At 58.3% G+C, this 15,326-nt stretch carries 14 protein-coding genes; 6 read left to right on the top strand and 8 right to left on the bottom strand.

Annotated features, from left to right (window positions below; genetic code table 11):
• Positions 1-147 precede the first annotated feature (147 nt).
• The 3 genes from lon to H9Q10_RS07265 all read left to right on the top strand — a co-directional run bounded on the left by lon (position 148) and on the right by H9Q10_RS07265 (position 4,978).
• Positions 148-2,586: an endopeptidase La gene (gene lon, locus H9Q10_RS07275; protein WP_197903299.1), complete on the top strand. Its 2,439-nt coding sequence runs from the start codon at positions 148-150 to the stop codon at positions 2,584-2,586.
• Positions 2,587-2,782: 196 nt separating this feature from the next.
• The gene (locus H9Q10_RS07270) at positions 2,783-3,052 is read left to right on the top strand and encodes an HU family DNA-binding protein (RefSeq protein WP_197903298.1); all 270 of its coding nucleotides are present in this window, start codon (positions 2,783-2,785) and stop codon (positions 3,050-3,052) included.
• A gap of 384 nt (positions 3,053-3,436) precedes the next feature.
• Positions 3,437-4,978, top strand: a complete 1,542-nt coding sequence (locus tag H9Q10_RS07265; protein WP_197903297.1) for a peptidylprolyl isomerase — start codon at positions 3,437-3,439, stop codon at positions 4,976-4,978.
• A gap of 415 nt (positions 4,979-5,393) precedes the next feature.
• Here the strand turns inward: H9Q10_RS07265 and H9Q10_RS07260 are convergent, their stop codons facing one another.
• From H9Q10_RS07260 to H9Q10_RS07250, 3 genes are all read right to left on the bottom strand, one after another.
• On the bottom strand, positions 5,394-6,263 hold the full coding sequence (locus H9Q10_RS07260) for an NAD(P)H-hydrate dehydratase (RefSeq protein WP_197903296.1): 870 nt from the start codon (positions 6,261-6,263) through the stop codon (positions 5,394-5,396).
• Positions 6,264-6,344: 81 nt separating this feature from the next.
• Positions 6,345-6,905 (bottom strand): pseudouridine synthase, encoded by a 561-nt coding sequence (locus H9Q10_RS07255; protein WP_197903295.1) that lies wholly within the window; start codon positions 6,903-6,905, stop codon positions 6,345-6,347.
• 127 nt (positions 6,906-7,032) lie between these two features.
• Positions 7,033-7,323, bottom strand: a complete 291-nt coding sequence (locus H9Q10_RS07250; RefSeq protein ID WP_197903294.1) for a hypothetical protein — start codon at positions 7,321-7,323, stop codon at positions 7,033-7,035.
• A 206-nt stretch (positions 7,324-7,529) separates the two neighbouring features.
• Between H9Q10_RS07250 and rph the strand changes: the two genes are divergently transcribed.
• Complete coding sequence (gene rph / locus H9Q10_RS07245) at positions 7,530-8,270, top strand: ribonuclease PH (RefSeq protein ID WP_197903454.1); 741 nt, start codon at positions 7,530-7,532, stop codon at positions 8,268-8,270.
• Between the two features lie 83 nt (positions 8,271-8,353).
• Positions 8,354-8,962, top strand: coding sequence for a glutathione S-transferase N-terminal domain-containing protein (locus H9Q10_RS07240; protein ID WP_197903293.1), 609 nt, complete (start codon positions 8,354-8,356; stop codon positions 8,960-8,962).
• 209 nt (positions 8,963-9,171) lie between these two features.
• Here the strand turns inward: H9Q10_RS07240 and bfr (H9Q10_RS07235) are convergent, their stop codons facing one another.
• The 4 genes from bfr (H9Q10_RS07235) to H9Q10_RS07220 all read right to left on the bottom strand — a co-directional run bounded on the left by bfr (H9Q10_RS07235) (position 9,172) and on the right by H9Q10_RS07220 (position 12,062).
• Positions 9,172-9,645, bottom strand: coding sequence for a bacterioferritin (bfr, locus tag H9Q10_RS07235; RefSeq protein ID WP_197903292.1), 474 nt, complete (start codon positions 9,643-9,645; stop codon positions 9,172-9,174).
• Between the two features lie 17 nt (positions 9,646-9,662).
• Positions 9,663-10,127 (bottom strand): bacterioferritin, encoded by a 465-nt coding sequence (bfr, locus tag H9Q10_RS07230; protein ID WP_197903291.1) that lies wholly within the window; start codon positions 10,125-10,127, stop codon positions 9,663-9,665.
• Positions 10,128-10,541: 414 nt separating this feature from the next.
• Entirely contained in the window at positions 10,542-11,033 is a 492-nt protein-coding gene (gene greB, locus H9Q10_RS07225) for a transcription elongation factor GreB (protein WP_197903290.1), read from the bottom strand.
• Positions 11,034-11,084: 51 nt separating this feature from the next.
• Positions 11,085-12,062, bottom strand: coding sequence for a 3-oxoacyl-ACP synthase III family protein (locus H9Q10_RS07220; protein WP_197903289.1), 978 nt, complete (start codon positions 12,060-12,062; stop codon positions 11,085-11,087).
• A gap of 257 nt (positions 12,063-12,319) precedes the next feature.
• Here H9Q10_RS07220 and H9Q10_RS07215 point away from each other — a divergent pair, with 257 nt between their 5' ends.
• Positions 12,320-13,102 carry a hypothetical protein gene (locus H9Q10_RS07215; protein ID WP_197903288.1) on the top strand — a complete coding sequence of 261 codons (783 nt, stop codon included), beginning with the start codon at positions 12,320-12,322 and terminating at the stop codon, positions 13,100-13,102.
• 518 nt (positions 13,103-13,620) lie between these two features.
• On the opposite strand, the gene H9Q10_RS07210 is transcribed toward H9Q10_RS07215, so the two are convergent.
• The gene (locus H9Q10_RS07210) at positions 13,621-15,012 is read right to left on the bottom strand and encodes an MFS transporter (protein WP_197903287.1); all 1,392 of its coding nucleotides are present in this window, start codon (positions 15,010-15,012) and stop codon (positions 13,621-13,623) included.
• Between the last annotated feature and the right edge of the window lie 314 nt (positions 15,013-15,326).

Below are 15,326 nucleotides of genomic sequence, written 5' to 3'. Positions count from 1 at the left end.
TCCGGCAAGCATTAGCGTGGGCGATCAGCAAACATGGCAGTAAACGCAATTACCGCTTGAAAAGCAGCCGCCCGCCCCCACGTTGCCCCGCAATGAGGAAAAAGCAAAGCCTCAACCCTATTTCAACCGAGATAACAAGAGAAAACAATGAGCCAAAATCAACATACATCCAGCAACATCCAAACCCTGCCGATGTTGCCGCTGCGCGATGTGGTGGTGTATCCGCACATGGTGCTGCCCCTGTTTGTGGGCCGCCCCAAATCCATCGCCGCGCTCGACGCCGCCATCGAGCAAGACGGCCCCGTCTTCCTCTTAGCGCAGAAAAACCCCGCCAATGAAGACCCCAATGCCGATGATTTGCACGCCATCGGCACGCTGGCCAACATCCTGCAAGTGCTCAAACTGCCCGACGGCACAGTGAAAGTGCTGGTGGAAGGCATCCGCCGCGCCCGCGCACTCGAAATCGACGACAGCGGCGATTATTTCCAAGCACAAATCGAAATCCTGGAATCCGCCGAAGAAGCCGACAGCCGCGACTACGAAGCACTGCGCCGCACACTGCTTGCGCAGTTCGATCAGTTCATCAAGCTCAATAAAAAAATCCCCGGCGAAGTGGCCAGCACCATCCACGGCATCGCCGACCCGAGCCGCTTGGTAGACACCATCGCCGCCCATCTTCAGCTCAAGCTCGAACAGCGGCAGGAAATTTTGGAAATCATCAACGTGGCCGAACGCATGGAGCACCTGCTCGGCCAGCTCGAAGCCGAGCTGGACATCCTGCAGGTGGAGAAACGTATCCGCGGCCGCGTGAAACGCCAGATGGAAAAATCCCAGCGCGATTATTATTTGAACGAGCAGGTGAAAGCCATCCAGAAAGAGCTGGGCGAAGGCGACGAACGCGAAGAACTCGACCAGCTCGAACAGCAAATCCGCGAAGCCGGTATGAGCAAGGAAGCGGAAGAAAAAGCGCTGGGCGAAATGAAAAAGCTGCGTATGATGCCGCCCATGTCAGCCGAATCTTCCGTGGTGCGCAATTACATCGAAACGCTGGTGGACATTCCTTGGAAGAAGAAAAGCAAGGTCAGCAAAGACATCGTACAGGCCGATTTGGTGCTCAATGCCGACCACTACGGCCTGGAAAAAGTGAAAGAGCGGATTTTGGAATACTTGGCCGTGCAAAAACGCATGAACAAACTCAAAGGCCCGATTCTGTGCCTGGTCGGCCCGCCCGGCGTGGGTAAAACCTCGCTCGGCCAATCCATTGCCAAAGCCACCGGCCGCAAATACGTACGCATGGCCTTGGGCGGCATCCACGACGAGAGCGAAATCCGCGGTCATCGCCGCACTTACATCGGCTCCATGCCCGGCAAAATCATCCAAAATATGATTAAGGCCGGCGTGAACAACCCGCTGTTCCTGCTCGATGAAATCGACAAGCTCGGCCGCGACTTCCGCGGCGATCCGGCCAGCGCGCTGCTGGAAGTGCTCGATCCCGAGCAAAACCATTCCTTCGCCGACCACTATGTGGAAGTAGATTTCGACCTGAGCAACGTGATGTTCCTGGCCACCTCCAACAGCATGGACATTCCGCCTGCCCTGCTCGACCGCATGGAAATCATCCGCCTCTCCGGCTACACCGAAGACGAAAAAGTTAATATCGCCCTGCAATACCTCGTGCCCAAGCAGATTGAGCGCAACGGTGTGAAAAAAGACGAAATCGACATTCAAGAAAGCGCCGTGCGCGATATCATCCGCTACTACACCCGCGAAGCCGGTGTGCGCTCGCTGGATCGCGAAATCGCCAAAATCTGTCGCAAAGTGGTAATGAAGCAGGTGCTGGAGCAAGATAAAAAAGCTGCCGGCAAACACGCCGCCGAGCCGAAAACCGTAGTCGTGGATGCCGCCAACCTGCACGATTACCTCGGCGTACGCCGCTTCGACTACGGCGTGGCCGAAAGCGAAAACCGTATTGGTCAGGTAACTGGCCTGGCGTGGACTGAAGTGGGCGGCGAACTGCTCACCATTGAAGCAGTGGCCCTGAAAGGCAAAGGCAACATCCTACGCACCGGCAAGCTGGGCGATGTGATGCAGGAATCCATTTCCGCCGCCTGGAGCGTGGTGCGCTCGCGTGCCGAAGTGCTGGGCATCGCACCGGATTTTTACGAAAAAACCGACATCCACGTGCACGTGCCCGAAGGTGCCACACCGAAAGACGGCCCCAGCGCCGGCATCGCCATGACGCTGGCCATCGTGTCCGCCCTCACCGGCATTCCGGTGCGCGCCGACGTGGCCATGACCGGCGAAATCACCTTGCGCGGCGAAGTGCTGCCCATCGGTGGTTTAAAGGAAAAACTGCTGGCAGCCCTGCGCGGCGGTATCAAGCATGTGCTGATTCCCAAGGAAAACGTGAAGGATTTGGAAGAAATCCCGCAAAACGTGAAAGAAGGCCTGAATATCCATCCGGTGCGCTGGATCGACGAAGTGCTCTCTTTCGGCCTCGAATACCAGCCGCAGCCCTGGCAGGATGATCCGGCTGCCAAGCCGAAAACCCCGGCCAAAACCGGCGGCCGGGCCACCAAGCATTAATGCACAATCCGGCAGGCTTTGTTGTGTGAAAGGCTCAATCCTGCCGGATTCCCTGAAAATAGCCATCAGCCGGCCGTTTATTTGCTTGACCAATGATTTTGGACTTGCTATAAAGCAGCCTGTTACAAGTAAAAGCATTGCTTGCCGATGCAAATCGGCAGATTTTCGTTACTCCTCAACCAGAAAGGGACTTATTGTGAACAAGTCTGAATTGATTGAAGCGATTGCCAAGGAAGCCGATATTTCCAAGGCTGCTGCCGGTAAGGCATTGGATGGCCTGACTAAAGCCGTTACCACCGCCCTGAAAAAAGGCGACACCGTAACGCTGGTCGGCTTCGGTACTTTCTACGTGGGCGAACGCGCCGAACGCAAAGGCCGCAACCCGCAAACCGGCGCCGAGCTGGTTATCCCGGCTGCCAAGTCTCCGAAATTCCGTGCCGGCAAAGCGCTGAAAGACGCGCTGTAAACCACGCACCATACGATTGCCAAAAAAGACAGGTATTTTGCCTGTCTTTTTTTGCCTGTCTGTTTATTTTGCCCATACGGACGGAAATGAAATTTTCAGGTAGCCTATTCTGGCTGAGGCAGTTATTTTTTCACACCAAGCAGCAAGCCGGAGGCAATACAACAGTACGGCAAGGCAAACTGACGCGAAAGGAAGGAACAAATGCTTCGGCTATATATTTTCAGGTAGCCTCAAGCCCGCTCAGAGGCTACCTGAAAATATCGATTGCCAATATGCAGCCCAATCTTTCCTTTCCAGCAGGCAAAACCAATTGGGCAAACCGCTAGCCCGCCACCGTCAGAACCGTTACAATACCGCCTTTCCCCCAACCACCGCATCACGTTTATGTTTGCCATAGTCGAAAAACACCGCCGCCTGTCCCAAATCCTGCTGGCCGGCGTTAGCATCACCTTCATCGGTTTCGGTGCAGAAACCCTGTCTTCCGGCATCCGCAGCAACTACATCGGCAAAATCGGCGACACCACCATCACCGCCGAAGAAGTGCAAGACGTTGTCCGCGCCGCACATCGAAGCGGCAACAACGATATTACCAACGAATCCGTATTCCAATCGCTGGTGCAGCAGGCCTATATCGAACAAGGCGCAATGGAATTGGGCGTGGGCGAACTGTCGGTTGAACAGATTAAAAACGTGATTGCGCGCGATCCCTCCTTCCAAACCAACGGCCAATTTAACCCCGAGCTGCTCAGAGCCTATCTGAGCCAAAACGGCCTGAGCGAAGAGCAGCTGATTACCAATATGCGCCGCCAATACCGCCGCCAAACCCTGCTCAGCCTGCTTTCCAACGGCAGTATCGTCAGCAACAGCCAAGCCGAGCAACTCCTAGGCATGATCAACACCGAGCGCGAACTGCGCACCGCCCCCTTCAAAGCCAGCGATTACGCCGCCCGCGTGCAGCCCACCGATGCCGCGCTGAAAACCTATTTCGACGCCAACAAAACCCGCTATGCCCTGCCCCTGGCCGTGAAGCTCGAATACATCGAGTTGAGCCTGGAAGAACTGGCCAAACAGCAAACCGTCAGCACGCAGGAATTGCAGGAAGCCTACCAAAACCTGCCTACCGCCGGCAGCGAAGCCAAACCTTCGTTTGACAGCGTGAAAGCGCAGCTGGAAGAAAGCGTGCGCCAACGCAAAGCCGCACAGGCCATGGGCAAAGCCCGCGAAGAGCTGGAACAGCTCGCCTTCGACCACCCCGACAGCCTGCAAAAAGTGGCCGAACAGATGAAACTGCCGCTGCAGAAGCAAGACGAATGGCTCAGCGAGCCCGACGTATCCGCCAGCCAGCTGCCCGATGCGGTAAAACAAGCTATTTTCAGCCCCGACGTAATCGAACGCCGCCACAACTCCGAATTGCTCGACATGGGCAACGGCGTGCTGCGTATCGTACGCGCCACCGACGTGAGCAAAGCGCGCAACCAATCGTTTGAAGAAGCCAAAGACAATGTGCGCCGCGACTACGTTGCCGCCGAAAGCGCCAAGCTGGCACAAGCCGCCGCCGCCGAAGCACTGGGCAAACTGCAAGCCGGCCAAGCCGTGGCCGCGCTGCAATGGGGGCAGGTAGAAAAAGTGGGCGCCAACCAGCTGCAGCAAAACCTCGGTATGGAAAACTTTTCCGCCATCGTTAAAGCCCGGCCGCAAAACGGCAAGCCTGGCTACGCGCTGGTAACCCTGCCCGGCAGCGGTGCCGCGCTGGTGGAAGTGCGCTCCGTTTCCCTGCCGGAAAACAGCAAAGAGCAGCTGCCGCAACTGCGCCAGCTGGCCGGCCAGCGCAACGGCGAACAGTTCTACACCCAATTCCTCCGCGGCTTGGAGCAGAAGTTCCCCTTACGCAGCGGCAACCAAAAACTGAATCAGGAAGAGCAGTAAATCTGCCTGCCCGATACCGCACAGGCTACCTGAAAAATTTCAGGTAGCCTGATTTAATGTCGGCAGGCTTTATCTCGTGTGAAAACGCGTGAGCAACGATCGTGCTCAAGCCTAACTGTTTGCGCACAAAGGCTACCTGAAAATGATCGGCCCTGCCGTTTGAAACTTCCTTGCGGTTTAACCTTTCAGCTAGCCTGCGTTGTTTCGCTTCAACCGCCTTCCTGCAAACCGTGCCCTGGGCAACTTCCCATTCTCCTTATCCTGCAAATAAGCAGGCTACCTGAAAATTTCAGGTAGCCTGATTTGATTGGCTGCTGCTTTGCGATTTGGTTTTAACTTCGTTGAAGCGCACGCTTTCAGGTAGCCTCCAATTTTGCAGCCGGCGCAACGGTTAAGCATGCAGCACTATCCTGCCCTAGCCCGCCGCCAAATTGCGCAATTCACGCGCCGCATCGGCGATTTCTCCGGCGGTCAAACCGATCGGGCCGATACCTCGGGCGGCCAAAAGTTCTGCCGCCGTGCCGTGCAGCCACACCGCTGCACAGGCCGCTTCCTGCAGGGGCAGGTGTTGCGCCAGAAGTGCGGCCAGCAAGCCGCTCAGCACATCGCCGCTGCCGGCGGTGGCCAGCCCGGGGTTGCCGCTGTCGTTTTCATACACGATGCGGCCGTTTGGCGTGCACACCACGGTTTGGGCGCCTTTGAGCACCACGAAGCTGCCGTAACGCTCGGCAATCCGCGCGGCAGCCAGATAGCGGTTGCCCTGCACTTCGTCCACGGAAACATCCAGCAGGCGCGCGGCTTCCAGCGGGTGCGGCGTGAGAACGGCGTTGTTGGGCAGGAACAGGCGCTCCACCGCCAGCATATTGAGCGCGTCGGCATCGAGCAGCAGTGGCGCGTCGGCATGGATGGCGGCGGCGGTGGCCTGCTCCAGCAGCTGGCGCGAACCGTCGCTCATGCCCAGCCCGCAGCCCACGGCATACACCGTGATGTCGCGCCGCTGCAGCAGCTGCACGGCGGTGGTGAGCATGATTTCGGGATAGTTGGGCAGATAAGGCAGCGGCAGGCCGTTTTGCGCAAACCCGAGCCACACTTTGCCGGCTCCGCCTTTCAAAGCCGCGCTGGCCGCCAGCACGCCGGCACCGCTCATGCCGGCCGCGCTGCCCACCACCGCCACTGTGCCGAAAGTGCCCTTGTGGCTGTCTTCGGCACGCGGTTTGGCCAAAAGGGGGAAACGGAAACGCGCGGTGTGCTGCCACTGCGCCAAAAGCTCGGGTAAATCCGCCATATCGAACCTCGTGTGATGAAATTAAACGAAATGCCAAGCAAACGGCATACCGAGCGCACGGCTGCCGTCAGGAATGTTGAGCTAGGGCAAAAACGGTGCCGGCCGCCACTGCCCCGGTGCCAAGCCGAGCTGCCACAAATCCAGCCGACCGATGCCCACGCGCACCAGCCGCAGGCAGGGATAGCCCGCCTTGGCCGTCATGCGGCGCACTTGGCGGTTTTTGCCTTCGCTGATGCGGATTTCCAGCCAAAAGTCCGGCACACTCTTGCGCTCGCGGATGGGCGGCACGCGCGGCCACAGGCGCTCGGTTTCCCATTTTTCAGGTAGCCTGATTTGCGCCGGGCGGGTAACGAAATCGCCCAGATCCACGCCGTGCCGCAGCAAATCCAGCTTGGCTTCGTTTGGGCTACCTTCGAGCTGCGCCCAATAGGTTTTCACCGTTTTGTGGCGCGGATCGGCAATTTTGGCCTGCAGGCGGCCATCGGCAGTGAGCAGCAGCAAGCCTTCGCTGTCGGTGTCCAGCCGGCCGGCGGGATAAACGCTGGGCAGCGGGATAAATTCTTTGAGCGTGCGGTGTTTTTCGTGCGGGCTGAATTGGCAGATCACACCGTAGGGCTTGTTGAAAACGATTAAATCGGACATGGCGGTATGGGTGGGGAATAAAGGCTACCTGAAAACGTGAGCTTCAACGAAGCGGACCGATGTCTTGCAGAGCAAGGCTGAGTTTCTGCGAAGCTAAAAGCAAGATAGCTAAAAGTTTAGAGGCATATCAACGATTGGTTGCGGCACAATAATCCTGCCAGAAGAGAATATCTTCATCCAACACGCAGCAGTATCGGTGTGCAGTCGGATAAGGGTTGGCAATCACGACGCCTTCGCTCACGCAATAATCGTCGCCGCAATCCATATACAAATAGAGATAGTCGCCTGCTTTAATCGTGCGCATATCGCCGTCGAAGCAGCAAACGCTATCCGTTTGCGTCAGCCCGACAATGTGCCGGCTTAAACGCTCGTTGTCCAAATCGGCATAAACCCGTTCGACCAAAGGAATGAACTTCATGGCACTCATTTTATCGCTAACATTTTCAGGTAGCCTGCCCGTAAACAAACTGTCCGAATTATATAGCTGAAACCATTGCCATTCCAGCCATATCCGCCCCGCTATCCACCGTATTTCCAAGCGTCCCGCCCCGCACAGCAGTATAATCACCCCAGGCCCGCTTGAGGCTACCTGAAATGATTCCACCCTCCCCCAACGAGACCGCCATGCCCGCCCCCATCCGCACCGGCCGCGCCGCCGACCAACTCCGCCCCGTCAGCATCACCCCCCACTTCCTCCCCCACTCCCACGGCTCCGCCCTCATTGCCTGCGGCCACACCAAAGTCATCTGCACCGCCAGCATCGACGAGAGCCTGCCGCCCTTCCTGCGCGGCAAAAACCAAGGCTGGGTAACCGCCGAATACGGCATGCTCCCCGCCTCCACCGCCTCCCGCATGCGCCGCGAAGCCGCCCAAGGCAAACAATCCGGCCGCACCCAGGAAATCCAGCGCCTCATCGGCCGCTCCCTGCGCGCCGCCGTTGATTTGAGCCTGCTGGGCGAGCGCCAAATCCTCATCGACTGCGACGTGATCCAAGCCGACGGCGGCACCCGCACCGCCAGCATCACCGGCGCCTACGTCGCCCTGCACCTCGCCATCGGCAAACTCCTCGCCGAAGGCAAACTCGCGCAAAACCCCCTGCGCGAACAAATCGCCGCCGTTTCCGCCGGCGTGGTGGGCGGCACCCCCCTGCTCGACCTCGACTACCCCGAAGACTCCGGCTGCGACAGCGACGTCAACCTCGTGATGACCGCTTCCGGCAAAATCATCGAAATCCAAGGCACCGCCGAAGGCGCCCCCTTCAGCATCCCCGAGCTCACCCGCCTGCTCGAGCTCGGCCAAAAAGGCACAGCCGAACTGTTCCAGCATCAAACCAACGCCCTCGCTGCCGCCCGCCAAATCAAATAAATTTCAGGTAGCCTTCAGCACATATGGCAGGCTACCTGAAAATAAAATCTGCTTACCAAACAAATATTAAACAGGAGAACAACATGAAACTCTACACCAGCTCCACCTCCCCCTTCGGCCGCCTCGTCCTGCTCGCCGCCCTGCCGCGGCGCGACATCGATTTTGCCATCGCCTACGTCAATCCTTGGGAAAACCCTGCCGAACTCCAAGCCCTCAACCCCTTCTCCCAAGTGCCCACCCTGCAAACCGACAGCGGTGCCATCATCTGCAACAGCCCGTTTATCCTAGATTTCCTGCTCGGCCACCCCCTGCACAACGCCGCACAAAGCGCCGCCGCCGGCTACGCCTTCATTTTGCTCGAACAGCTGGTGAAAGTCTTCGGCCTGCAAAAATTCAAAACCGAAAACACGCCCGACCACCCGCTGCTCGAGCGCGCCCGCGCCGCCTGCATCCGCGGCCTGAGCCAAGCGCCGCAGCTCGATGCCGCCGCCGGAGACCTCGGCAACCTCGCCTTAGGCATGGCCTTCGTTTTCATGCAATTCCGCCTGCCCGATTTGCAGCCCCACCTCAGCCCCGCCAACCAAAACGCACTGGAGCGCTTCACCGCCCGCACCGATGTGCGCGCCGTGTCGCCCGAAAACCTGGAGCACCGCCCCGCCACGCTTTCACAATTGCGACAAAGCATCGCTTGAGCCCCGCTTTCTTCAGCAAACCCGCCGAAGCAGCAAAAGGCTACCTGAAAACCGTTTGGCCTGTATTGCCCAAATGGTTTTCAGGTAGCCTTTGCCTGTTGTGGCGCAACGCAGACGCAGATGGCTTCCACAGCAGGAAAAAAACAGCCTGCCGCCGATGCGGGCAGGCTGTTGGCGATAGCGCTTGAGGTTTGGCAGTGGTTTGTGTTTTAGTCCTCTTGCGCCGCCAGTTGCAAATAGTTCTGCAAGCCCATGCTTGCCACCAGGTCGAGCTGGGTATCCAGCCAGTCGAGGCGTTCTTCGTTTTCGTCTTTCTGCTTTTCCAGCAGTTGGCGGGAAACGTAGTCTTGCTTCTCTTCGCACACGGCGATGGCTTCAATCAGCGCCTGGTGTTTGTCTTGCTCTTTTTGCAGGTCGCAGCGGATGATTTCTTCGGCGCTTTCGCCGATAAGCAGTTTGCCGAGCTCTTGCAGGTTGGGCAGACCTTCGAGCAGCAGGATGCGCTCAATCAGCGCGTCGGCAGACTTCATCTCGGTGATGGACTGTTTGTAGAAATAGCCGCCGAGCTCTTCCAAGCCCCAGTTTTTCAGGATGCGGGCATGCAGGAAATACTGGTTGATGGTGATGAGCAGGATGCCGAGGTTTCTATTGAGCTGGCGGATAACTTCGCGGTCGCCTTTCATGGCTTGTCCTTTCCGGTTTACAGCTGGCTTTGCAGGTAGTTCTGCTCGCCAATGAGGTCGATGAGGCGCAGCTGCTGTTCGAGCCAGTGGGCGTGGTCTTCTTCGGTGTCCTTGAGCTGGGCCACCATCAAATCGCGGGTTACATAGTCTTGTTTTTCTTCGCACAATTTGATGCCGCGCTTGAGGTTGTCGCGCACTTCGTATTCGGTGTCCAAATCGAATTGCAGCATTTCGCGCACGGTGCGGCCGATGCGCAGCGGGGCGGGCACCATCTGCGGGGTGCCGCCGAGCATGAGGATGCGGCGGATGAAATCGGCGGCGTGCTCGGTTTCGTCTTCCATTTCGTGGCCGATGCGGGCGAAGAGCTTGCTGTAGCCCCATTCGTCGTACATGCGTGAGTGGATGAAATATTGGTCGCGGGCGGCGAGCTCGCCGGCTAGCAGCTGGTTCATGTAGTCGATAACTTCTTTGTTGCCTTGCATTTTCTGCTCCTGATTTTTGTGATGGATGGTGTGCGGCAGCGGGATTTCGGTGCTGCCCTTTTGCTGGGGCGGAATTATACGCAGCTTGTTGCGAAAATTCTCATCTCGCAGTTATAAATGCGAACAATTATCCTGTAAAACAAGCGCTTCGCTATTTTTCAGGTAGCCTAAAGCCAAATAAAATAAAAGGCTTGGCTACGGGCTGCCAGGCAACTGAATCTGCCAACAATTCTCATTGCCCGGCAGATTTACTTTTCTTTGCATTAGGAGTGTGTCTTTTGGGGAATGCTTTTGGAAACATTGGCTTGCAGATGATAACTATTGGCGTTCCACCGCCGCTGCCCATGGCGGAAAATTTTCAGGTAGCCTCTTTCATGCTTGGGAGGCTACCTGAAAATATTGGGAGCGGCAGTTCTATCCGATGGCCACATAAGTCACTGACAACACTTCAATCTCCTCCCTGCCTTCCGGCCCGTGGAACACAATTTCGTCGCCCTCGCGCGCTTTGAGCAGGGCGCGGGCGAGCGGGGAAGTCCAAGAGATTTTGTTGCGGGCGGTGTCGATTTCGTCCACGCCCACGATGTGCACGGTTTGCTCGCTGCCGTTGCCGCGCAAGAGTTCCACCGTGGCGCCGAAAAAGATTTGGTCGGTGGGCTCGCGGGTGGCCGGGTCCACCACCTGCGCGGCTTCCAGCCGTTTGGTGAGGAAGCGGATGCGGCGGTCGATCTCGCGCATGCGGCGTTTGCCGTAGAGATAATCGCCGTTTTCGCTGCGGTCGCCGTTGGAGGCCGCCCAGTTGACGATTTGCACGATTTCGGGGCGTTCTTTATTCACCAGCTGGTAGAGCTCGTCTTTCAGCGCCTGCCAGCCGACTGGGGTGAGGTAGTTGGGGATCGTGTTGTTCATGATTTCGGTTTCATCCAATTTTTCAGGTAGCCTGTGGCATAGAAAGGCAATTCACACTTCCCATATCAGCCCGGCCACGGCCAAGCCGGCAGCGGTGCCGACCATGGCCACGCGGCTGCCGCGCTGCCAGCGGTTGCCGGCAAACGCTTCGTGCAGCACGGTGGGCAGCGAGGCGGAAACCTGGTTGCCGTGTGTGGGGTAGATGTTGATGAGGCGGCGCTCGCTGATGCCGAGGCGTTTGGTGATGTGCTGCATGCCGAGGTGGCTGGCCTGGTGCACCAGCCACAGGTTGCAATCGGCAATGCTCATGCCGGAGAGCAGCTCGCCCAATATTTCCGGCAGCACTTCGGCGCTGCGGCGGAACAATTCGCGCCCGTGCATTTTGAAATAGAAATCCTGCGGCTGCATGCCGGACACCATATTGCGGCGCGTGCCGCCGGCGGGGATTTGGCACAGGGAAACCGCGTCGGGATAGTTTTTCATCACAAAGCGGCGGATGCCGCCCGCGCCGTGGCCGCGCTCCACGATGGCGGCGGCGGCGCCGTCTCCGAAAATCAGCGAGGATTCTTCGTCGGCCCAGTTCAGACCGCGCGAGGCCAGGTCGCAGGCCACGATGGCGATGCGGCGGTGGCAGCCGCTGTTGAGCAGGGCGGCGGCGTGTTGCAGCGCGGGCAGGAAGCCGACGCAGCTGGCGTTGAGGTCGTAGCCCGCCCGGCCTTGCCAGCCCAGTTGCGCCAGCACATGCGCGGCGGTGCACGGCAAGGCCTGTTCGGGCACGCCGTTCACGTTAATCAGCAAATCGATGCTCTCCGGTGCGATGTCGCCGCGTGCGCAGGCATCGCGCACCGCCCGCGCCGCCAGCTCGGATTGCTGCAAGCCGGGCTCGGCGTGATGCCGGTGCACAATGCCGCTGCGCTTCTGCACATAGCCGCGAGGCTTGCCCAGGCGTTCGTCTAGCTCGGCGGAAGTAACGATGTTCCTAGGCAGGGCTTTGCCGGTGGCGAGCAGGGAAAGGGGGAGGAAAGGCATAAGGGAAGTGTGTGTGATAACAAGGCGGCTATTGTAAACCCGTGCGGCAGGCGGGGAAAGGCTACCTGAAAATCGCCTTGCCCGTTTTAACTTCGTTGAAGCTGGCGCTTTAGCTTCGCAGAAACTCAGCTTTGGCTACGCCAAGACATCGTTTTAGCTTCGCAGAAACTCAGCTTTGGCTACGCCAAGACATCGTTTTCAGGTAGCCTCTGCCGTTATAATACGTTTCCCTCAAAGCAACCCAAAAGGCAACCGCCATGAACCACTTCAGCGCCATCGGCCTGCACACACAAAACCAAGACGATCTCATTGAATTCATCAACCGCTGCATCGAGCAGATTGAGCAAGGCCGCCCCGGCTGCCAAAGCAGCGAAGGGCAAAGCGCCGGCTACCACGTCTACACCGACCCTAGCGGCGCCCAACTGTGGATCATTACCGACCAAGACGGCAGCATCCTCACCGTCGAGCCCGGCCTCGCCGCACAGAGCACGCAAACCATCGGCATCCAAGGCAGCCGCGGCCACGAAGACGGCACCGGCGATCTCCACGTCTGGATCAACGGCAACCAGTTCGATGAAAACGGCGCCTGCATCAGCGGCGACTACCCCCTGCTCTTCTCCCAGCCCGACTTCCAAACCCTGCCGCCGGATTTCCCCGCCCAAAGCCTGCCCGCCCGCCTATATGCTATCGCCGAAGAAGCCGAATGCTTCGAGAGCCCGGAAGCCTACGAAGCCATGCAAGAAAGCCAGCCCGAAGGCGAAATCCAATACGCCGCCAACAGCATCATCCCCACCGGCCTGTTCGTCAGCGAAAACGACCCCGACGCCGGCCCCCAGCCCACCGCCTTCTTCAACGGCACCGTTACCGCCGCCGAAACCCGCACCAACCAACTGAGCGGCCAGAAGTTTTACTGGTGCCGCCTGGCCACCTACTGCATGGAAATCGAAGCCGTGTTCCCGCTGGAAATGCTCGAGCACGCCCCCGCCGCCGGCAACCTCATCAGCGGCCACTATTGGCTGGGCGGGCGGATTGAAGCCTAACCGCAGCCGATGCAGCAAAGGCTACCTGAACAATAACCGCACGTTTTTCAGGTAGCCTTTCGGTTTGAATACTGAAACAAATCAGCATATCTAAATTAAAATAAATTTTTCACCACAACCCTATCGTGCTCGCCACCCATCTGCTGGCGCAGCCGAACGGAGCGCGGTTTTTCGGGAAACAAGGGCTTGCATGTTCGAAGCGGCGAAGCCGCAAGTTGCGAGCCCGCCCGGAAAATTGCACGGAGTGAGGGAAGTTTGGCAAAGCCAAACCTGTGCCCGCAGTCGCCTTTCTTTTGCTTCCTTTTCTTTGGCGAAGCAAAGAAAACGAGGTCTCCGCAGGAGGGCGAGTTTCTGCGTAGCTAAAAGGAAGTGCCCGCGCCGGCATGAGGCGCAAGGGTGAACGAAATATAAATGGCGAAGGCTACCTGAAAATCAGTAGGCTACCGGAAGCATCTACTTTCAATAAGCTTCCCAAAAACCGAATGTCTGCAAAATCAAAAACAGAACCCATACTTTCGTTATCCAACCTTCCTCCCGCTCAAATGCCAGCCGTCTTCCGAATGCAGCTTGGAAAGCAGCCACAGCAACACCACCCCACCCACCGACAGCGACACATAAGTATGGCTGAACGCCCGCTCCAACAGCGCCCCGCTCTCGCCCACCGCTGCGCGGTACACCCCCAGCACCACCGCCGCCACCGCAATCCCGATACCGATGCCCACCTGCTGCACCACGCTCAGCATGGTCGAGCCCGCGCTCGCCTCCGCATCGGATAAATCCCCCACCGTCAGCGTATTGATGGCAATAAACATCAGCGACTGGCACAGCCCGTATGCCCCCACCAGCAACATATAAAACGTCATCGAGCTGCCCGAATCCAGCAGCCCCAGAGAAGCCACAATCAGCGACATCGCCAGCGCCATGCCCAACAGCGTGTTTTTATAGCCGAAGCGCACCAAAATCGGCGCCGTAAAAGGCTTCATCACCATCGAGCTCAAAGCCACCGGCGCCAGCATCCAGCCCGCCATCTCCGCGTTGTAGCCGAAGGCCACCTGAAGCATCAGCGGCACCAAAAACGGAATGCCCGAAGCCAAAATGCGGAACATCAAATTCGCCGCCAGCCCGATGCGGAAAGTGCGCACCCGAAACAGCGACAACGGCAGCAGCGGATTGGCCGCCCGCCGCGCATACAACACATACAGCCACATCGCCGCCGCGCCCAGCCCCACAATCAAGAGCGCATGCCAAATATTGTGCAGGCTTTCCGCCGCCAGCTCCAGCCCGTAAGTCAGCCCCACCAAGCCGCTGGCAAACAGCAAAAACCCCTTCCAATCCAGCGGCTGCGTATCCATGCGCACATTCGGCATATAGCGCCCCGCAATCCAAATCCCCGCCAGGCCGATGGGGATATTGATGAAGAAAATCCAGTGCCACGACAAATTCACCGCCAGCCAGCCGCCCAAAATCGGCCCCACAACCGGCCCGATCAAGCCCACCACAGCCATCAGGTTCCATGCCGCCACCAGCTCCGATTTCGACACCGTGCGGATCACCGCCAAGCGCGCCACCGGCACCATCAGCGCCCCGCCCACGCCCTGAAGGATTCGCGCCGCCACCAGCCAATCCAGCGTTTGCGCCGTAGCGCAGGCCACCGAGCCCAACACAAACACCGCCACCGCCAGCCGGAACACCCTGAGCGTGCCCAGCCGGTCGGCCAGCCAGCCGGACAAAGGAATCAGCGCCGCCACCGTGAGCGCGTAGCTGATGATGGCCAGCTCCATCTGCAAGGGCGATTCGTGCAGGCTCGCCGACATCACCGGCAGCGCGGTGTTTAAAATCGTGGCGTCCAACGACTGCATAAACAGCGCCACCGCCGCCGTCCAGGATAAGCCTTTTTGTTGTGCGTTCATAGAGATATGCTTGATTGTGGCAGAATTGCCGTTTGGTATGTGGCAGAAAAGGCTACCTGAAAGCGTGAGCTTCAACGAAGTTAAAACGATGTCTTGGCGTAGCTAAGGCTGAATTTCTGCGAAGCTAAAGCGTGAGCTTCAACGAAGTTAAAGCCGGCAGCCGGTTTTCATCGCCGGCCAAATAAAATCGAAGCCGGGCAGCAGGCAGTACCGGCAGCGCGGCAAAGCGTGGCAACGCCATATCGTTTAATTGGGGGCGGCTACGGCTGTGTTGAAACCAAGATTTTCAGGTAGCCTGTTGCGAGCATCAGAGG

This window comes from Eikenella glucosivorans (assembly GCF_016025525.2).
GTDB lineage: Bacteria > Pseudomonadota > Gammaproteobacteria > Burkholderiales > Neisseriaceae > Eikenella > Eikenella glucosivorans.
The sequence above is the reverse complement of the archived record's forward strand: the minus strand, read 5'-3'. Positions and strand labels throughout refer to the sequence as shown.